The sequence below is a fragment of the Pedobacter sp. MR2016-19 genome (assembly GCF_014947265.1).
Lineage (GTDB): Bacteria > Bacteroidota > Bacteroidia > Sphingobacteriales > Sphingobacteriaceae > Pedobacter.
Genome location: NZ_JADCNK010000001.1, coordinates 405,757 through 426,689, shown reverse-complemented (window position 1 = coordinate 426,689; position 20,933 = coordinate 405,757). Strand labels below are relative to the sequence as shown.

15 protein-coding genes are annotated in these 20,933 nt (G+C 38.2%); 7 read left to right on the top strand and 8 right to left on the bottom strand.

The features are described from left to right. Positions 1-99 precede the first annotated feature (99 nt). Complete coding sequence (locus tag IM793_RS01800) at positions 100-1,497, bottom strand: aldehyde dehydrogenase family protein (RefSeq protein WP_193419457.1); 1,398 nt, start codon at positions 1,495-1,497, stop codon at positions 100-102. A gap of 130 nt (positions 1,498-1,627) precedes the next feature. Here IM793_RS01800 and IM793_RS01795 point away from each other — a divergent pair, with 130 nt between their 5' ends. The 5 genes from IM793_RS01795 (at position 1,628) to IM793_RS01775 (ending at position 6,842) form a co-directional block, all read left to right on the top strand. Beyond that, on the top strand, positions 1,628-2,812 hold the full coding sequence (locus tag IM793_RS01795; protein WP_193419456.1) for a hypothetical protein: 1,185 nt from the start codon (positions 1,628-1,630) through the stop codon (positions 2,810-2,812). A gap of 159 nt (positions 2,813-2,971) precedes the next feature. Next, positions 2,972-5,356 carry a prolyl oligopeptidase family serine peptidase gene (locus IM793_RS01790; RefSeq protein ID WP_193419455.1) on the top strand — a complete coding sequence of 795 codons (2,385 nt, stop codon included), beginning with the start codon at positions 2,972-2,974 and terminating at the stop codon, positions 5,354-5,356. A 282-nt stretch (positions 5,357-5,638) separates the two neighbouring features. After that, positions 5,639-6,271, top strand: coding sequence for a peroxiredoxin (locus IM793_RS01785; RefSeq protein ID WP_025141704.1), 633 nt, complete (start codon positions 5,639-5,641; stop codon positions 6,269-6,271). 14 nt (positions 6,272-6,285) lie between these two features. Next, entirely contained in the window at positions 6,286-6,594 is a 309-nt protein-coding gene (locus tag IM793_RS01780; protein ID WP_025141703.1) for a co-chaperone YbbN, read from the top strand. After that, positions 6,594-6,842 (top strand): hypothetical protein, encoded by a 249-nt coding sequence (locus IM793_RS01775; RefSeq protein WP_193419454.1) that lies wholly within the window; start codon positions 6,594-6,596, stop codon positions 6,840-6,842. Before IM793_RS01780 ends, IM793_RS01775 begins: the two co-directional genes overlap by 1 nt. A gap of 332 nt (positions 6,843-7,174) precedes the next feature. Here the strand turns inward: IM793_RS01775 and IM793_RS01770 are convergent, their stop codons facing one another. From IM793_RS01770 to IM793_RS01750, 5 genes are all read right to left on the bottom strand, one after another. Further along, a complete protein-coding gene (locus IM793_RS01770; protein WP_193419453.1) occupies positions 7,175-9,760 on the bottom strand; it encodes a phosphoenolpyruvate carboxylase in 2,586 nt (861 codons plus the stop codon). 262 nt (positions 9,761-10,022) lie between these two features. Then, positions 10,023-11,570 carry a DHA2 family efflux MFS transporter permease subunit gene (locus IM793_RS01765; protein WP_193419452.1) on the bottom strand — a complete coding sequence of 516 codons (1,548 nt, stop codon included), beginning with the start codon at positions 11,568-11,570 and terminating at the stop codon, positions 10,023-10,025. A gap of 8 nt (positions 11,571-11,578) precedes the next feature. Next, complete coding sequence (locus tag IM793_RS01760; RefSeq protein ID WP_193419451.1) at positions 11,579-12,616, bottom strand: HlyD family secretion protein; 1,038 nt, start codon at positions 12,614-12,616, stop codon at positions 11,579-11,581. Positions 12,617-12,624: 8 nt separating this feature from the next. Then, entirely contained in the window at positions 12,625-13,944 is a 1,320-nt protein-coding gene (locus tag IM793_RS01755; RefSeq protein ID WP_193419450.1) for a TolC family protein, read from the bottom strand. Further along, the gene (locus IM793_RS01750; protein ID WP_193419449.1) at positions 13,941-14,567 is read right to left on the bottom strand and encodes a TetR/AcrR family transcriptional regulator; all 627 of its coding nucleotides are present in this window, start codon (positions 14,565-14,567) and stop codon (positions 13,941-13,943) included. Before IM793_RS01750 ends, IM793_RS01755 begins: the two co-directional genes overlap by 4 nt. A gap of 419 nt (positions 14,568-14,986) precedes the next feature. On the opposite strand from IM793_RS01750, the gene IM793_RS01745 reads away from it, so the two are divergent. Together IM793_RS01745 and IM793_RS01740 are read left to right on the top strand one after the other, a co-directional pair. Beyond that, positions 14,987-15,172, top strand: a complete 186-nt coding sequence (locus IM793_RS01745; RefSeq protein ID WP_025141696.1) for a hypothetical protein — start codon at positions 14,987-14,989, stop codon at positions 15,170-15,172. A gap of 132 nt (positions 15,173-15,304) precedes the next feature. Continuing rightward, complete coding sequence (locus IM793_RS01740; RefSeq protein ID WP_193419448.1) at positions 15,305-15,874, top strand: DUF2911 domain-containing protein; 570 nt, start codon at positions 15,305-15,307, stop codon at positions 15,872-15,874. Between the two features lie 717 nt (positions 15,875-16,591). Here the strand turns inward: IM793_RS01740 and IM793_RS01735 are convergent. Then, complete coding sequence (locus tag IM793_RS01735) at positions 16,592-18,964, bottom strand: phosphocholine-specific phospholipase C (protein WP_193419447.1); 2,373 nt, start codon at positions 18,962-18,964, stop codon at positions 16,592-16,594. Between the two features lie 106 nt (positions 18,965-19,070). After that, positions 19,071-20,576, bottom strand: a complete 1,506-nt coding sequence (locus IM793_RS01730; RefSeq protein ID WP_193419446.1) for a family 16 glycosylhydrolase — start codon at positions 20,574-20,576, stop codon at positions 19,071-19,073. Positions 20,577-20,933 lie beyond the last annotated feature (357 nt).

Below are 20,933 nucleotides of genomic sequence, written 5' to 3'. Positions count from 1 at the left end.
CGCAAAAATCACAGAGAGGAAGGCACAAAGTACGCGAAGTTGGGAGCATATTAAACAATAAATCTGCGTCCATCTCCTCAGATCTGCGGGATATAAAATCTACATCAATTTCTTCAACCATTTCAACAAACCCATTTTTGGCGCGTAAGGAGGATAAATCATCTTGGTTAAACCCAATTTTGATTGAAAAACCACTGACCTCTCGTGCGAAAAGTTTTTAAAGCCAAAAATACCATGACAACTTCCCATCCCACTGCTGTTAACACCACCAAAAGGCAAATTCGGATTACTGATGTGAACCAGTACATCATTTATGCAGGTTCCGCCAGCACTGGTTTCGTTAATAATTTTATGCTGATGCTGTTTGTTATCTGAAAAGATGTAAAGTGCCAAAGGCTTGTTTTTGCTATTCACTAAATCAATAGCTTCCTCCAGGTTTTTAAACGTAATTAAAGGCAAAATAGGACCAAATATTTCTTCTTGCATGATGGCGCTTCTTTCGTTTACCGAAGTTAAAAGTGTGGGCATTAGGGTTAAATTTTGTTCGTCTGCTTCGCCTCCAAACGTTAATACCGCTCCATCTGCAATTGCATCTTCCTTTAATTTATTAATACGTTTAAATTGCTTATCATTAATGATTTTAGCATAATCGTTTTTATTGATTTCAACGCCTTCAAAAAATAATTTCTGAACCGCAGCCTTGTAATGTTCTACAAAATCATTTAACCGGTTTTCTTCAATCAGCACATAATCCGGTGCGATACAGGTTTGTCCGGCATTAACCAATTTGCCCCAGGCGATTTTTTCAGCCGCTTTTTTAATGTCGCTGGTTCCGTCTACAATGGCTGGCGATTTCCCACCAAGCTCTAAAGTAACCGAGGTGAGATTTTTAGCAGCAGCTTCCATTACCACTTTGCCAATTGCGGTGCTTCCGGTAAAAAAGATATGGTCGAATGGGAGCTTTAATAGTTCGGTAGAAACACCGGCATCACCTTCAAAACAGGCAATTTCTTTAGGTTCAAAAGTGGCTGAAATTAATTTGCTAATTAGGCCAGCAGTTGCTTCGCTTAATTCTGACGGTTTAAGGATGGCGCAATTCCCTGCTGCTATTGCCGAAACCAAAGGACTCATCATCAATTGTAATGGGTAATTCCATGGGGCAATAATCAAACAAACACCTTTAGGTTCATAATAGATTTTATTACTCGCAAAAAAATTGCTCATGGTTCGGCCTGCCGATTTAGGCCTCATCCACCCTTTCAACTTTTTGATGGCAAAATCGATTTCAGCGTAGGTAAAATACAATTCAGTTACTGCACTTTCAAAACGGTTTTTACGCAGATCCTTTTCTAAAGCGGCAAATATTTCTTCTTCAGCTTTTTCTAAAGCCTGTTTAAGTAATCTCAGCTTACCGATTCGGGTTTTAGCATCTGTTTTGCGTAAATCGAATTTATGTTTTTGCTGTAAATCGAAAACCGACTTTATCTGTTGTTCCATAATTACCTATATTACTTGATTTACCCTTATCAATTTTCCTGAATTACGAGTTAAATTTAGTTAAAATGAGGCCTTTTCATTAAAAATTCATTCATTTAAAGCATATTGCAGCAAATTTTAATAATAAAAGATGAAAAGATTGTTTTTTGTTTTCGCATTCATAATTCCACTGGTTATCCATGCCCAAACCATAAAAACAGATGTACTGGTTATCGGCAATGGCGATGCTGCTTATGCCGCATCTTTTCAGTCTTTTAAATCGGGTGTAAAAACCATCCTCCTCACCCAAAAAGAACAGTTGGATTTAAATAAAATAGCTGAAGCCAAAAGGCCCCTACTGCCTTTTTACCAAAGTTTTTTAAAGCGGGAAACTGAAAATGCGAAAAGCTTGGAAAGCCCAAAACCTAAACCGGATAAAAAAAACCGGGCGAAAGTAATTGTGGTAGATAGCACCTTACTTTTAAACGTCATCAACAATACTGCTTACACAGAAATTAAACGTTCTGGCAGTGATTGGGAAGTAAATCTCACAAAAGATAAAAGCATTAAAGCCAAAATTCTTGTGCTGGCAGATAGCCCTGAAAAATTGCTTGTGGCACTAAAAATCTCCGCTTTAAATCCAGCATCTTCAAGTCCGTTAAACTATAACGAAAATACTTACCGGACAACGGCATCCAGGATTTCTTCAGGAGCCAGCTTTTTATCATTGTATAGCTTATTGATCCCAGATCAGGAAAACCTGCTTTATATTCCTAAAGATCAATTTGAAATTGGACAAGCAGCCGGGGCAACCGCAGCTTATGCCGCATTTTTTGACACCAAAACCAGTTTGTCGAATTTAAAAAGGATCCAGGGCGAGTTATTAAGCTATAAACACGCATTAATGCCCTTTGAAGATGTAAAACCTACTGACTCTAATTGGCTGGCCATCCAAAAAGTTGGCATAACCGGAATTATGAAAGCTGAAATTAAGCAGAATAGGGCTTATTTTAACCCTGAAAAAGAAGTTACTTATAACGAAATTAAAGAACCAATCAAAGAATATTATTATAAAGCACAAATCTGGTTCGACGATCATCAGAATATCCCCATTAACTTAGAAAACACCATTTCGGTGGTTTGTTATGTGGGGAATAAATCAGTTGATGCTACAAAAGCCGAACTTCAGAAAAAATGGAACAAAAATTATAGGTTCAGCTCCAAATATGACCTTAAAAAAGTGCTTAGCAGACGCGAATTTTCGGTCATCATTAACGAATACTTAAAACCTTTCGATGTTGTGAATGTAGATAAAACCGGTAGGGTAATCCGCTAATTTTTGCCACAGATTTGCACACATAAACATAATTGCAAAAAATTATCGGTGTTCATCCTTTTTATCTGTGGTTAATTCATTAGGCAGAGGTTGTAACATTTCCATTTCCTTTTAAAATTAGGTCACGCTTTGCCTAAATTGCATCCAAACCTAAAATTCATGAAGAAATATTTACTTTTCCTTTTGCTTTGTACAGGCGAATATGATTTTGCGCAACAATTGGCCCCTTTAACTGTCGAAAAAATTATGCGCGATCCAAAATGGATGGGTATTTCGCCAACCAATTTCCGCTGGACAGCAGATAGCAAAACCCTATATTTTAACTGGAACCCTGAAAATAAAGCCAAAGAAGAATTATTCAAAGTTTCGGCTGCTTCTTCAAAGCCTGTTAAAGCAGTGGAAAAGGAAGATGAAAAACTATTGAGCTTAAATTACACCTATAATGCCGATCGCTCCCTTGGTTTGGCAGAAAAAAGCGGAGATATTTATTTACAGAACTTCAAAACGAATAAGGAAACGCGCTTAACCAGCACACAGGAACGGGAAAGCAGTCCGGTTTTTTTAACCAATGGAAATGTTGTTTACCAACTGGGCGATAATCTTTTCGTGGTTGATTTAAAATCAGCAGAAACCAAACAGCTTACCAATTTTGTTAAAGGTAAAAAAGCCGGAAGAGCAGAAAGCAAACCTACTACCGAACAGGATAAATGGTTAAAAGCACAACAGACCGAACTCTTCGATATTATTAAAAAACGAAATGCTGAAGCCAAAAACGGTTCACGCGTAGGAAGAGGCCGCTTTGGGAGTACCGCTGCAGATACAAAGCCTTTAAAAGAACTATATACTGAAGACAAGTTCTTAAACGGCGTAATCATTAGCCCGGATGGACATTTTATTACTTATAAATTAACTACACCGGCACAAAACAACCATAATACCATTGTTCCGAATTATATTACTTCATCAGGTTATACCGAAGATATTCCGGGTAGAACAAAAGTTGGCGAAAATGAAAATACCTCGCAGGGTTTTATTTATGATACGCAACGCGATACTGTTTATGCGATCCAAACGTCAACCATTACCGGTATAAAAGACCTGCCTGATTACCTGAAAGATTATCCAAAGGAACTGGATACCTTAAAAAAGAAAAATGCCGACCGGCCTGTAAATTTCTTTGGTCCGTTTTGGAATGATAATGGAAGTTCTGCAATTGTTGTGGCTACTTCTACCGATAATAAAGACCGATGGATTTTGAAGCTGGACGCTTTAACAGGAAAATTTTCTTTGGTCGACCGCCAGCGCGACGAAGCATGGATTGGCGGCCCGGGCATTAGTGGTTTTTACCAGGGCAGCACAGGCTGGATCGATAATAACCGCTTTTATTATCAAAGCGAAGCGACAGGATATTCCCACCTTTATGTGGTTAATGTAGCTACAGGTGATAAAAAACAACTTACTGCCGGCAAATGGGAAGTACAATCGGTACAGTTATCGAAAGATAGAAATACGTTTTATATCAAAGCGAATAAAGAACACCCAGGCATTACCAATTTCTTTAAAATTGGGGTAAATGGCGGTGAACTTGTTCAAATTACTATCATGAAGGGTTTAAATGACATTACCCTTTCCCCTGATGAGAAATACGTTGCCATCAATTATTCTTTCATGGACAAACCCGGAGAACTATATCTCCAGCCAAATAAAGCGGGGGCTAAAGCCGTACAGGTTACGCAATCTACTTCTGCCGAATTTAATTCTTACAAATGGCGCCAACCCGATATGGTTACTTTTAAAAACCGTTATGGCGCGGATGTTTATGCAAGGGTTTATAGATCAGACAATCCCCACCCTAACCACCCTGCGGTAGTTTTTGTGCATGGTGCAGGTTATTTACAGAATGTACACTTTGGCTGGAGTACCTACTTCCGCGAATTTATGTTTAACAATTTACTGGCCGACAATGGTTACACCGTAATCGATATTGATTATACCGGAAGTTCTGGTTATGGCCGCGATCACCGTACGGGTATTTACCGCCACATGGGTGGAAAAGATTTAACTGACCAGGCCGATGGTGTTAAGTTTTTGGTAGAGAAATATGGTGTTAATCCTCAACATGTGGGTTTATATGGTGGCTCTTATGGCGGTTTTATCACGCTGATGGCCATGTTCAACGAATCGGATGTTTTTGCCAGTGGTGCTGCCTTGCGTTCCGTTACCGATTGGGCACATTACAACCATGGCTATACCTCAAATATTTTAAACGAACCTTATAACGATCCGATTGCCTATAAAAGAAGTTCTCCGATTTACTTTGCCGACAAATTAAAAGGGAACCTTTTAATGGCACACGGCATGGTGGACGTGAATGTGCATTTTCAGGATATTGTGCGGATTACACAGCGTTTTATAGAACTGGGTAAAAACAATTGGGAACTTGCCGTTTATCCGGTAGAGGACCATGGTTTTATCGAGCCAAGCAGCTGGACAGATGAGTATAAAAGGATATTTAAGCTGTATGAGAATACGTTGAAGAAGTAACCTCCCATTCCGACCGTCATTTCGAGCGAAGAGAAGCGTAGCCGAGAACCACGAAGTGCTCAGCGAAGCTAAATCTATCAAGATGGATCTCTCCATTCCACTGCGTTTCAGTCGAGATGACGGACATTTTATAAAAAATAGAACCCCGCTATACTTCTTATAAACAATATAGTTTTCATCTATATCGTTATCAATAAATACAATTAACTATTAGTAGATCGGGGTTGATTGACACCTCTTTTAGCCTTACCTTTGTACCAACAAAATTAAAGACAAAAAATTATGGCAATAGTAGGTAAAAAATTCCCGAGTGTTAGTATTGATGCAATGTCAGACATGGGTGATGACTTGAAAATCAATGTATTTGAAGAAGCTGTAAACAAAAATAGTAAAGTGTTATTATTCTGGTATCCAAAAGATTTTACTTTCGTTTGCCCTACAGAATTACATGCTTTCCAAGCTGCTTTACCTGAGTTTGAAAAAAGAAATACAATCGTAATCGGTGCATCTTGCGATACCAACGAAGTTCACTTCGCATGGTTAAATACCCCAAAAGATAATGGTGGTATTGAAGGTGTTACTTACCCAATTTTAGCGGATACCCACAGACAATTATCAGGTATCTTAGATATTTTAGATCAGGAAGTAAACTACGACGAAGAAGGAAACGAATCTTTTTCAGGTTCTAACGTAAGTTTCAGAGCTACTTACTTAATCGACGAAACCGGTAAAGTTTTCCACGAAAGTGTTAACGATATGCCACTAGGTAGAAACGTTAAAGAATATTTACGCTTAATTGATGCTTATGCTCACGTTCAGAAACACGGCGAAGTTTGTCCTGCAAACTGGGAAGAAGGAAAAGAAGCAATGAACGCAAACAGAACTGGCGTAGCTGAATATTTAGCCGCTAACTAATTAAACAAAACGTTATGTTTTTAGAATTAACAGAAGATAATCTTCAACAGTACCTGGCCGATAACTCAAAGGTGATGGTTCAGTATGCTGCATCCTGGTGCGGAAACTGCAGAATCATGAAGCCTAAGTTTAAAAAACTGGCTTCAGAAAATGAAGATGTAGCTTTCTTGATTGTTGATGCCGAAAAACTTCCAAACTCACGTAAATTTGCAAACGTTGATAATTTACCAACTTTTGCAGCTTTTGAAGGTGGTAGCTTGGTAGATCAGGTGCAAACCAACAAGGCAGAAGGTTTAATTGAACTATTTAACAAGATAAAGTAATGAAGATTCCGGTTATAAGACAGTTATTTCAAAACACCACTCCGGCACAACTGGAGACCACTTTGGAGGTTTTAGAAGCTTTCTGCGAGTTTAGAGGCGTTAGTGAGCATGAGGTTGATGTTGCAGGCGAAATGATTACCAACATTTGCGGTGCGCTTGAAGTACACCAGATGGTAAGAGAAGGTACAGCAGAAAAGGACGCATTAAATGCTTTCGGCCAAAAAGTGATGGGTTCGATTGATCGATAATCGTCTTAAAGCTTAATCTGGCTTTTTCGAAATATAAAATCCCTTGTAGATGAAAAATCTGCAGGGGATTTTTGTTTATTTCGTCATTGCGAGGAGGAACGACGAAGCAATCTTTATAGTTTTGTCATTCTGAACGTAGTGAAGAATCTGCAGCCGAAGAACTAAAGGATCAACTATAAGCGATTAATTTTAGTGCCTGCTACTATGCAAAAGATTCTTCACTGCGTTCAGAATGACAAATTGGAATTAAAAAAGGTCTGTGAGGACACAGACCTTGAACGTTATATTTTTAAACCTCGCAGGTTTTTGAAACCTGCGAGGTTTGTACATCACTAAGCTAAATTCCTACCCGCATTTACAATACCAAAAACGGTTCTAACGGCAAGCTTTTCTAGAGCATGCTGATCTTTCTCGTTTTGATCGTGCTGTAGTTTTTCTAAAGCAAAATGCTGGATCAATACTAGTGGCAGGATAATCTTCTCACGGGTGGCAATCGATTTTTTATCTACAGGATAATTAGCCATTAAAGTCGGTTGTCCTGAGAGTTTTAAGAGCATCTCTTTAGTTAACTTAAACTCATCATGTAATTGAGTCCAAAAAGCACCAAACTCTTTATCGTTGGCCAAATGGGCCGTAATTACAAAGTCTGATTTGCTCATGCTCATCATACAGTTATCTACAATGGTTTTCAGGTAATCAGAATCCTGATAAACCTTAACCACTTTATCCCAATTACCTGCCTTTTCCTGAGTTCTCAAAGCTGTTCCCATTCCATAAAAACCTGGAACGTTTTGTTTCAGCATACTCCAGGCCGTTACAAAACTAATGGCCCTTAAATCTTCGAGTTTCATTTCGCCGCCGCCGTTTCTTTTTACCGGGCGACTGCTGATATTAGCCTGAGATAAAAGTTTTAAAGGGGATAATTTCTCTAAATAACTCACAAATAATGGGTGCTCACGTAAGTCGACAAAAGCTTTATAACTTTCTTCGGCCATTTCATCAAGCAGGGCCTTATTTTCAGGATCTAAAAGAATGTTATGTTTTTCCTTTAGTCCGGAGGTTAATCCAGCATTGATCAATTGTTCAATGTTAAATTCAGCACTTTCTACCGAACCATACTGAGAACTGATGGTTTGACCCTGAACGGTCAACTGCATATTTTTGTTCGCAATTTCTTTACCCATTGAGGCATAAAAACGGTGTGTTTTACCACCACCACGTGCAGGAGGTCCGCCACGACCATCGAAAAATGCCAATTGAATATTGTGTTTAGCAGAAATAGCCGACAATGAGGTTTTTCCGTTAAAAATAGACCAGTTGGCCATTAAATAACCTCCATCTTTGGTACTGTCAGAATACCCCAGCATAATATCCTGTTTATTGCCACGGCTCGCTAAATGCGCTTTATAAAAAGGATTGCTATACAAGGTGTCCATAATGGCAGCAGCACCTTTTAAATCGTTAACGGTTTCAAAAAGCGGCACAAAATCAATCGTTAATGATTCTTTGCTCCAACCGTTCCATAGGAAAAGTTCGATCAACTGTAAAATATCGCTGGCCTGCTGGCAATTGCTGATAATAAAACGATGACAAGCTTTTTCGCCATTGCGTTTTTGAATTCCCTTTATTTCTTTAATTACCTCAATGGTATCCTCAATTAAAGCATCAGGCTCGCTTGCATAAACAACTGTTGCTTCTTTAAAAGAAATCAGGTTTAGTTTTTCAGCTTCTGATAATTTATCGTAATCAGCAGGATATAATGAAGAAATCGGTTTATTTTCGCGGCAGTAAGCATGTACGCTTCTCAGCACGCGGCTATCCTGACGGATATCCAAAGAAGCAAAATAGTTACCATATAGATCTATCTTACGAATCAGGTCGTTAACCAGGTCAACAAATAAGCCTTCATGTTCCGCCAATAAGGTTTCTTTAATTTTATTCAGATTGTCCCTTAATTCATCAGAAATATCATGAAGTTCGCAGGTTTGATCAAAAGCATTTTGATAAAGCACATCATGCAGTTTTGCAATATTTTCTTCGACTCCCCTAAAAGTAATGCGGCGTTTAATTACCCTAAAATCACGGTAGTAACAGCGGAAAAGGATCTGTCGCAACATTTTAGAAACCGCCAAAGTGGTATCGGCATGGATATTCGGATTTCCATCCCTATCACCTCCCGGCCAGAAACCGAGTTCTAAAATTTTCTTGGTTTCGAGATTGTATTCATCCAGGTTCTGATCTATTTCTTCCTGAATATTTGCCGCAGCAAAATAAAAAGTATTTTCGAGGAACCAGGCCAGGTTTAATGCTTCATCGACAGGTGTTGGCGATTTTTTATTAAAAAACGGTGTTTTACCCAGCTGTTGTAAAAGCGAGTTCATAGCGGTGATGTCGTTATCCCTGATGGCCTTGGTTAAATCAGTAATGATGGCCAAAACGCTGCCCGGATAAAACTGGGTAGGGTGTGCCGTTAAAACCAAACGGAGCGAAAGCTCATCTATCAGTTTTTCAATTTTGGCCAATGCAGGTTTATTATCGGCATTCTTTTTTAAAATAAAGGCCAGTGTACTCTGCTCATCAGTGGTATTTAACTTGGTAAAAGAAGCATCTTCAACAGCATCAAAAAGCACTACCTGACGCTCTATATACTGGATAAACCGAAAAAGAAGGTCAACAATATCTTTACGCTCGGTATAACTGGTGTACTTGGCAAAAAATTCTTCGATAATCTGTGCAGGTTTTTCTCCGTTCGCAATTCCTTCTTCACAGCTTTTAAAGAAAAGGGGAAGCAGTGTTCCGGTATCCTTAATTTTGTAAAAAGGCAAGGTGAGAAATAAACTGTTAAACAGTTCGAATTTTGAGATTACCTCATTGTTAAAAATAGATTCACGTTGCGTTGTTAAACGAAGTTTGGGCATAGCTTAGGCAATATTTTTGTATAGCGTAATACTACAAAAAATGCATAAGGTATTAAAATTCTATTGCTTACAATTTGGAAAATTGTAGAATAAATTTTAATTTTAAAATCTTATTTGGCCACGATGTGGTTAAGTAAGAACATTTGCAATGTTTAAGGGCATTGCATTGATTGTTAATTTTTTGGGTTAAAACAGCCGATGTAATAAAACACACCGGCTGTTTTTATTTTTTGCCATTATTTAAGGCATTTCTTTGCAAATTTTAATGCGCATCTGTAACAATGTTTGCATTTTTCTTAAATTTCTGAAGGTATAATAAAGGTATAGAGAATAACATAATCAATCCTGCAACCCAATAAGCATCGTTATAAGTAAGCAGCATGGTTTGTTTAATTACCGAACCTTCAATTGCTTTCATCGCCATTAGTTTTGCGTCTACAAATGATGAACCTTTAGCCATAAAAGTATGAACCAGACCATTTAGTTTTTGAGTAAATGCAGGATTGTATTCGTTAATGTTGGTTAACAAATTACTTCTATGGAAACCCGCACGTATGTGAATTAGTGTTGTTAAAGCTGCGATACCAAAAGAACCGCCCAGCTGTCTGCTCATATTGTTTAATCCGGAACCTTGTCCAATTTCTGGTCCATTTAAATCTTGCATTGCTAAAGTTGTTAGCGGAACAAATAGCAGCGCCATTCCAAATCCTCTAATTACCAGCGGCCAAAAGAAATCTCCTGTTCCGGAAGCTAATGTAGACTTGCTCAACATCCAACAGAAAACAAAGAATAAAAACATCCCTCCTGTTGCCATAAATTGTGCTGGTACGCCCTTTTTAAGCATAATACCAATAAACGGCATCATCGAAATGGTACAAATACCTCCTGCAATAAATAGCTTTCCTGTTTGCAAAGGCGTAAAACCTAAAAGATTTTGCGCAAAAACCGGAAAAACGAATACCGAACCGTACAATCCAAATCCTAAAATAAAGGAAGTAAACATCCCAATTGAGAAACTTCTCTTTTTCATAATCTTAAGATTAACGATAGGAAATTCTGTTGTTGTTTCTCTCCAAATAAACAAAAGCAAACCAAAAACAGATGCTATAGCTAATGCCACGATATATGGTGTAGAGAACCAATCTTCGCTTTCTCCTTTTTCTAACAAGGTTTGTAAACTTCCAACCGCGATAGCTAATAATGCAATACCCCACCAATCGACTGGTTTTCCCTGCCCGTCCTTGGGCGTCTCTCGAATAAAGGTTATGGTACAGTACGCGGCGAGTATCCCGACGGGAATATTCACATAAAAAATCCAGGGCCAATCTGCTATTTCTAAGATATAACCACCAATTGTTGGCCCAACTGTTGGTCCCACAACCGCACCTAAACCAAATAGAGCTGTTGCAATACCCACATCTTCACGCGGCCAGGTTTCAATTAAAATGGCTTGTGCTGTTGATATTAATCCACCACCGGCCAATCCCTGAATAATCCTGAATAAAATCAGCTCATTTAATGATGTTGCGTTACCGCACAAAAATGAAACGAGTGTAAAAACGATGATGGAGGTTAAGAAATAATTTTTACGCCCGAAACGACTTCCTAACCATCCAGACATTGGCAAGATGATTACGTTCGCAACGGCGTAGCCAGTAGATAACCAGGCCACATCCTCGAGAGTTGCGCCCAGGTTTCCCTGTATTTGAGGAATTGCTACATTTACGATGGTTGTATCAATCAGCTCCAAAAGAGACGCTGTGATAACCGTAAACGTAATAATCCACTTTTTTAAACCTACTTCGGCCATTATAGTAATTAGTTAGTAGAAACAGAAGCTTTAACGCTCATTCCTGGACGTAATTTAGCCAACAGTTCTTTTGATGGATGGATTTTGATTTTTACCGGAATACGTTGAACAACTTTAACGAAGTTCCCGGTAGCATTATCAGGAGGCAATAAAGATCCTTTTGCTCCGGTAATTGGAGAGAAATTATACACTTCACCTTCAATTTTTTCATTTGGATAGGCATCAACTTCGATTTCTACTTTAGAGCCTTCTTTGATTTTCTCCAGTTGGGTTTCTTTAAAGTTCGCAGTTACATAAATACTTCCGTCGTTTACGACAGAGAATAAAGACTGACCAGCTTGAACCAATTGTCCTTTTTGAACATTCTTTTTAGAAACAATACCTGTAGCCGGTGCTTTGATATCCGTATAAGATAATTGAAGTTTAGCAAAATCGATATCACTCTGGCGTTGGCTGATTACATTGCTGCTTACAGCCAATTGTGATTGTGTAGTACCAACTTGTTTAACCGCAGCATTGTATTGATCAGTTGCTGCCTGATAAGCTGCCTGCGCAGATTCTTTTGAGGCTTTAGCCTGATCGAAAGCTTGTTGGGTAATAGATCCGTCTTTTACAAGGTTTGCATAACGTTCGTAATCCTTATTGGCCAGGTTTAATTTAACCCTTGCCGCAGCTACGTTTGCTTTTGCAGTACTGGTATTTGCCTGAGTTGCGATAATTTGCGATTGCGCTACTCCTACACCTGCACTCGCTCCTTTTTGGCCAGATTGTGCCTGCTCTAATTTCACTTTGTAATCGTTATCGTCAAGTTTTACCAAGATCTGTCCTTCGGTTACATGTGTATTTTCTTCGAAATTAATGTCTTTAACATAACCACCAACACGCGCAACAACAGGACTGATATCACCATCAATCTGAGCATCATCCGTATCTACGTGTTTGCTATAATAATTCCATTCTATAATCCCGAAGATTACACCTATTACTAGTAAAACACCTAAAATGATGGGTACTACTATGTTCTTTTTTTTCTTTTCAGTTGTCATTGCTGTATTTATTGCGTTATTTTTCCTGTTGATTTTAATAAGGTATAGTAAGCCAAACCTGCATCTGCCTTAGCTATCTCCAAGTTTATTTTTGCCTGATATAATAAGGTTTCAGCATCAATGCGGTCGGTAACCGAAGCCACATTGTTTTTATATTTCGATGCCAATAATTTATCGTTTTCGGTAGCCTGTGCAATTGACGTTTCCAAAACCTGGATTTTGTTCATGGCCACCTGGTAATTTTGAAAGTTTTTGTTGATGTCGGTTTTTACCTGATCAGATAAAATATCCTTCTGAATAGTAATTTCGCTTTGTTCAATTTTTGCCTGGCTTACTTTATTTTTATTGGTCCAAAGGTTTCCGAAATTCCAGGAAACCGTTGCACCTAAAGTAATCGGCATTAAATATTGGTTTGCCGGCGGAATAAAGTTACCGCTTGGGTTAATGTAATAAAGGTTTGCACCAACTCCAACGGTAGGTAAAGTATTTGCCTTAATGGTTTTGATGTTAAAATCGGCCACTTTGTTCTGAATATCAAGTTGTTTTAATTCCTGACGGTTAGCGAAAGCCTGACCGATGTATTCATTTAACGAACCCGGTGTTTTTAAGCCTAAGGTTGGGTCAACAGTTATAACTTCGGTATCTTCTGGTAAACCTAAAAGAATATCTAAATTATAGTTGATTACTTTACGGTTGCTCTCGATGTCCATTTGGGTTAACGTCACGTTTGCCTGCTGCAATTGAAAACGCAACACATCATTTTTGGTTACAATGCCCTGCTCGAAGAAACGTTGTGCCTGTTTAATTTGTGCAGCAATTGATTCTAAATTCTGATCAACCACTTTTCTACTCTGTAAAACCTTATATAAAGAATAGTAGGTATTGATAACTGCGTAAGTGATCTCTTCCTTACTCTTATCGGCATCCAAACGTGCAACCTCTGCCAATAATTTGGTCGATTCTTTTGCATATTTTAATTTACCACCACCGTAAACGAGTTCCTGTACTGCAGCAGTTCCGACAAAAGCATCGGCTCTTTTAGGCAGGCGAAGAGAAGATTCGCTACCTGGTAAAGTAAAAGTAGTGGTAGGGATTTCAGCGTGGTTGTATATAAAACTTGCATTTCCGGTTGGTAAAGCATTGTCTTTAACTACCTCCAACTTTGCAACAGCCTGATCAATTTTGTTCTGAGAAAGTTTTAAGTTTTTACTATTGGCTATGCCAAGTTCTATTGCCTGGTTGATATTTAATTCCTTGCTGCTCTGTGCAAATAAAGCTGCCGGAATTAATGATGCCACAAGCATTAATCTAATCGATTTGGGTATCATCTTTTTGTTGTTAAATAAACTGTTGTTAGATCTTGTAAGTGGGCAACCGCCCTGTCTTTAATAATTTTTTTGTCTTTCGGGTTGTTCAGGTCGAAGTTTGAACATGACATTACCTTATGGGGGGAAATAACAATATTGGTTATAGTGCCCATAATGGTAGCGATCACCATCCGTACATCTACCTTGTTAAAGCTGCCATCTTCAATCCCATCTGTGATAATTCGATCGATAATCTGCATGTTGTGGCTCATGGCATCCTTAATCTTATCATACATTTCTGGCCTTTGGGTTAAAGACAATTCTCTGTGCATCATTTTATGAAATGCGGTGTTATTCAATATCCTATTTACATAGCCCTCTATAACCTTGTGCAATTTTTCTAATGCCGAAATCTTATCTTCATTGATGATTTTTAACTGAGAAGTAAAACCAGCAATACGCTCGTTCATAATCTCCACAAAAACCCCTTCTTTAGAACCGAAATAATAATTTATCATCGCCATGTTCGCTCCAGATTCCTTAGCAATCTGGCGGGTGGAAGTACCTTCGTACCCCGTCTCGCAAAACAGCTTTTCAGCTGCCTCAAGAATGGCCTGTCTTTTATCTACTTTTTCTGTTTTCATTTCTTTTTAACGGCACAAAATTAATCAAACGATTGATTAACTTCCAAATGTTTACCTACTTCTTTTACATTCTCTTGATAAAACCCTAATTATTAGAATAAAATAATCACGCTAGGCAATGAAATAAGCTCTTTTACTAGATGTGATCTTCGTAACCCTGGCAGGCTGCACGAGATCGTCATTCCCAACTCGATTGGGAATCGTAATGCAAGTGCTTTAAGATTCCCGCCTGCGCGGGAATGACGGCCGTGTTAATGGATTCTGTCATAAATCCGATAGCTACCGGATTAGGGTGAGAGCCGTCAGAAGAGAGATATTGATTACAGATGGGCTGGAATTGATAATTAATTATAATTTAGACATAATGACAAATTAAAATTTAAAATAAATACTAACTTTGCCTCCAAATAACAGAAAACATGAGTGTACAAGAGAACAGCAGCAATAATTTCAACTGGTTATATTATGCTTTAGGTTTATTCTTCGGAGTTCTAACTGGAGCAATCATTACGCAAAACTATATTTTCGCTTTATTAGGTGGTGTTTTAGGTTTGTTAACAGCAGGCTTATTTTTAAACGCTATCGTAAAAGGAAGAAAATACTAGTTTTTAGCCCCTTATACAACTAGATTCTTTTAAGGATTTAAAATTAATCCAACAGCAAATGAGACCGTTATGATTTTACAAATGACTGTAAAATCATGAATGCTCATCGCAACTGAAAACAAAAACCTACAAATGAAAAATATCTTCATTGTTGTTTTCGCTCTTTTTTGTTTTAGCGCCAGGGCCCAACAAGCCTCTCCCGCTGAAGTAAAATTTCCTGCTGCAGACCCAAGTCCTGCAGACATTGTTTATTTTCCGCTTAATGTCCCAAAGGCAAAAGCCGGAGATCCAACAAAACCGATTATAAAGATTGTTTACTCGCGCCCACAAAAGAAAGGACGTGATATTTTTGGCGTTTTAGAACAATATGGTAATGTTTGGCGTTTTGGCGCGAACGAAAGTACAGAAGTTCGTTTCTTCAAAAAAGTAAGCATTGGCGGCAAGAAAATCAAAGCAGGTACCTATAGCCTATTCGCTATTCCTAACAAAGATACCTGGACTATTATTGTAAATAGTGAAACCGATAAATGGGGTGCTTTTACCTACGATCAAGCTAAAGATATTGTTCGTGTAAATGTTCCGGTAAAAACCCTGGCTAAACCGATCGAATATTTCTCGTTAACCTTTATTGAGGTTAATGGAGGTGCTCATCTGGTTATTGGCTGGGACAGAACGCAGGTAGAATTGCCGATTAATTTTTAAGTTAAAAATAAATAAAAATATAAGTCCCGGTTGTTGCCGGGACTTTTTTATTTGAATCGTTTTTTATCTCTACAATCACCAGTAGCAGGTATAAAAATTAGTTATCGCTTAAGGAGGTAATTAGCAAGATTATAGCTTCCTGATATATCGACGGTTTACTCTGCATACCATACAAATAAACATAGTTTCTTTCAAAAGCCATCCCCTTTTTAAGCTATTGTGTGGACACATCTAAATTAACTAGTATTTGTTTTAGCACATATTCCTTGGCGATCGTCATGCTGAATTTATTTCAGCATCTTTCATGCAAATAACAAACTTTGAACTTAAAAACTATAGTTTGGAGACAAATGTTGATTTTTTTTCCGCTCTATGCCGCGGTGGCATGGTACTTTGGAGCGCCAAAGTACCCAAAGCGCTCTGTCAATCCAGCAATGGGCCTTTTACACAATCCTTTACACATCAAAAAAACAGTGGCACTTCGTTTTGTGTTCAATACTTCTTTAAAACTTAAATTAGCGTTTATGAACACAAAACCACTGCGTTTTAGGTTTGGCAATGCTATTTGTTCTATTCTGTACCTGTTTTTTTGATTTCTCCGGCCCTTGGGATTGACGGCGTTCTTCGGTTAAAACAATGTGTTATTTGAGGAAGCTAGCTAAATGCCTAAAAAATTAAACGCAAAAAGATATGTACGAACGATAGCTTTTGGGATTTTTATAGTGCATTGCCCATATACGGGTCGGTTTTGGTGATTTCTCCGGTTTCTATTTTACCAGCATAACGGTGCTTAAATGTTACATTACCAGGCTGCACAATGCTGAAATCGTACCAATTGGCGTTTTTAGCCAGATTAAACGAGATCTTTATACTTGATTTAGCCTTGATAGTTACTGTTTTACTTCCCGATTTGTATTTATTATCTACAATTTGTAGTGTTACCAGGCTGGCGCCTTTGTTCTCAATAGCAAAAACCAGGTTACCCGTAAGTTTTTTGCTTACCAAACCACCTTGCTCTGGATATACTTTAACAACAACAGATGGATTTTTTTTGCTGCCTATGAAATTCCTGTAAAAACCATTCGGACCACTTACTGTAAGATCATAAATTTCATTATCAAAATCATCCAGTTTAATGCTGTCTTTTAACACGTCGCCAGCTTTTACGGCATAGGCCCATGTTTTGCCTGCAACACCTTTAAATTTAGCAATGGTATTCATATTGAAAGGCGCACCAACAGTTTCTGTTTCACTACCGAACAAGGTTTTTACCGACTGAAAAGTAAGTACGATCTCATTGTTAATCAAATTTGCATCAACCGTTAAATGATAAGGCAAAGCACAGGCATGTTTCGTTCCATTCTCCTGCTTAGGAGCATGATTAGATGTTTCAGCAGAAAAGCCTTCGAATTTATTTATTTTTGCAATTTCAGTTTTATTGAGTGCAGTAGGGCCAACCTGGGCAGGCTTATTTTTTGCATTTCCGATATTGGTTACCACAACATCGCGTTTTAGGGGTTCGGGAGATTTGATTTCTTCTCCATGATACGGCCTAAACACTGAGGTTAAATCGCCGCAGACATTCCTTCTCCAATCACTTATATTATTACTTTTAATGGTTTTGCCTGTTTTTTTAGCCAGCCATTTTTCCATAAACATTAATGATGAAGTATGGTCGAAAATCTGCGAGTTGACGAAACCACCCTTACTCCATGGTGAGGCAATGACCAAAGGTACACGGTAACCCAAGCCTATCGGACTTCCTTTTCTTATTTCAAAATCGGTGGCATAATTGATTCCTTCAGATACCTTTCCTCCGGTTGAATCATCTGGATTTGGAACGACAAAAGGTGGCTGGTGATCGAAATAGCCGTCATTTTCATCATAGGTTAAAACAAAAATTGTTTTTTTCCAAACCTCAGGGTTTTTAGTTAAAATATCCAAAGCCTCACTTACATACCATGTTCCATACAAAGGCGAACTCGTATGATCTGAAAAACGTTGAGGTGCAACTAACCATGAAACCGTTGGTAATTTTCCACTATCTACGTCCTTTCTGAACTGGTGAAAAATATCTCCTTTCGGAACATTTATAGTTTCTGATTGGCCTTGATCGTTTTTAAACGTGAAAGGTTCAAGTTCTAAGTAATCGTTTTGAGAAGTATTGGTGGTAAAAGCTTTATCGATCAGATTTTTTTCCTTTTGAGATAATTTATCGTATTTCTCCTGAACTTCTTTAGCAGATAATGCCGGTTTAACCGTATTATCGCCATTTTTTCTAAAATAAGCTGATAATTTAACATTGTGCCTGCTGATGTATTCAACGGGATTATCACCGTAATTTCCCAACCAATCGTCTATTTCGCCTTCCGGAAGTTTGGAGGTCCACAGTTCGTTTTGGTAAATGCGCCAATCAATACCATTATCTTCTAATGTTTCCTGAAAAGTTGGCCAGTCTACAAATACATTATTTTGCGATTCAGCCTGATCGTTATTAACTACCGCAATCTGATTTGCATTTTTTTCTCCACGAACGGTTCCTGTAAAAAAGAATAATCTGTTTGGCGTAGTTCCGGTTAACGATGAGCAAAAATGCTGATCACATATCGTAAAGGCATCGGCCATAGCATAATAAAAAGGAATATCATTCCGATCGTAATAAGCCAGCGTCATTGGGCTTTTAACAGGCAGCCATTTATCGTAACGTCCGCCGTTCCGAGCTGCCACCTGGTCATTCCATGAGTGGGGTAAACCACCCTGCCAGGTAATTTTTGTTTTGTTAATATCCACATGAAAGGGCGCGTACGTATAGCCCTGCCCGTCTTTTTGCAGCCAAACTTTATTTCCATCAGGCTGAATGTGTGGATGGGGATCGTTAAATCCGCGTACACCCTTCATTTTACCAAACATGTGATCAAAGGACCTGTTTTCCTGCATCAGGAAAACAATGTGTTCGGCATCGTAAAATGTACTGCCAGGCTCTGGATTAATGGACATAGCTTTTAGCACCGAACTGGGTAAGGTATTGGCCATGCCAGCGGCTCCGGCAAACAAGGCCGCTTTTTTTAAAAATTCTCTACGTGAGTCCATAAATTACACAATATAGCTTAGCGATTTTCAGTGGTCAGTTAATTTATAGCGCTAATCAATCCGAAGTTCTGGTTAGTTTAATTATGACTATTGAACTAACAAACCATTACTTCTGAAAAACTCTTACATAATCAACCTTCATTGCTGCAGGGAAAACAGCATCATCTACTCCTTTTTTTCCGCCCCAGCCACCACCAACAGCTACATTTAAAATTAAGTGGAAGTTTTGATCGAATGGCCAATCGCCAGATCCTTTCTTGGTATTGTTAAAAGTGAGGTATTTTTGATCGTCAATAAAGAAATCGATATGATCTGCAAACCACTCTATCGCATAAACATGATATTCCGTATAAGGATTATTAACTTTTAAAGCCTTGCCTACCTGTGTTTTAATAACGTGGTTAAATTTTTCAGTATGTACTGTTCCATGGACGCTATCAGGATCGTAGCCTACATGTTCCATGATATCAATTTCGCCACTTTTTGGCCAGCTACCATATTTCGAATCGGTGGGAAGCGCCCATATTGCAGGCCACAAGCCCCTGCCTTTGGGCAATATGGCACGAACTTCTACCCTTCCGTATTTAAAATCAAATTTATTTTTCGTTACCAATCTGGCTGAGGTATAATGATTACTTTCTTTTTCTGCTTTTACTGCAGTAATATTCAGACTGCCTTTTTTTACAATTGCATTTGCACTATCGGCATCGGTATAATATTGAAGCTCGTTATTGCCCCAGCCTTTTCCACCAACATCATAACTCCAGTTTTTGCTTAAAGGCAATCCGGCATCATTAAATTCATCTGCCCATTTTAGTTTCCAGCCCTGAGCAACCGGAGTTTTTTTAATCTCTTCGAAAAGTAGTTCAGGCTCGTTAGTCGTAATGTAATCTACCTTATGGGCTAAAAGCCACTGCATTTCGGGTACTGCATTTACCGTCCAGGCGTTTACGGTTAAACCTAGTTTTTGTGCATTTTCGATCCAGTTATCCTTTTGATAAACGCTATAATGATAATCAACACCTGTTAATTTATCGGCTTTCATCTGCTCAGCACTTATTTCTCCCCTCAAATAAGCCACTTTTGCTTTTGGTAATAATGCTAAAACGCGCTTGCAGTAATCGTAATCAAAACTGATGTATTCAACCCAATCGGTTACTTTTAACTTCTGTACCATTTCTACGGATTTACTGGTGACATCAATACCGCGTTCTTTGCTGATGAGCGATGGTTTGATCTCTAAAATCAGTTTGGTACTTTTCTGCTTTTTACCTTCTAATAGATAAGCTTCAAGCGTTGGAATTTTCTCACCATTGCTCATCGTTTTGGTCAATAGTTCATTATAACTAACTTTTTCAATCGTTAAACCCTGAAATTCCGGATCGTGGTTAATTACCAAAACACCGTCCGCCGTCATCCATACATCGAATTCTGAGCCATAACAGCCCAGTTTTACGGCTTCATTTAAAGAAGCGATGGAATTTTGAGGAAAATTATTTTTCTTCCAGGCGCCACGGTGTGCAATTACCTGGTTTTTATTCCAGTTAAATTTTTGAGCAAAAGAAGCAGTAAAAATGAACAACATCAGTGCAGAAATAAGTACTCGTTTCATGTTTTGGTATGATTATACAAAAAATCAAAAGTAGATTTTTATCAGAACACTAATTTAAAATCTATGTAACCTTTGTATTAATAAAAACAAGATAAAGATTTTAAATTAATATTTTCAACCACAGATGCACAGAGATAAACACAGTGTGTGCATCTGGCCATTGGCTTTATACTTTGTTAAATAAACCCGATTGAAGCGGAAACCAAAAGCTTTTTCTGCTTTTGTTGCAGCAAAAAGCGGGACTGAAAACAGCTATGAAACACTTCCCGCTGTTTTCCAAAGAATAAAAAATAACATCTCAATCATCGGTATATAGATAAACTATTTGAAATAAACACGTTACCTAAATATACTTTC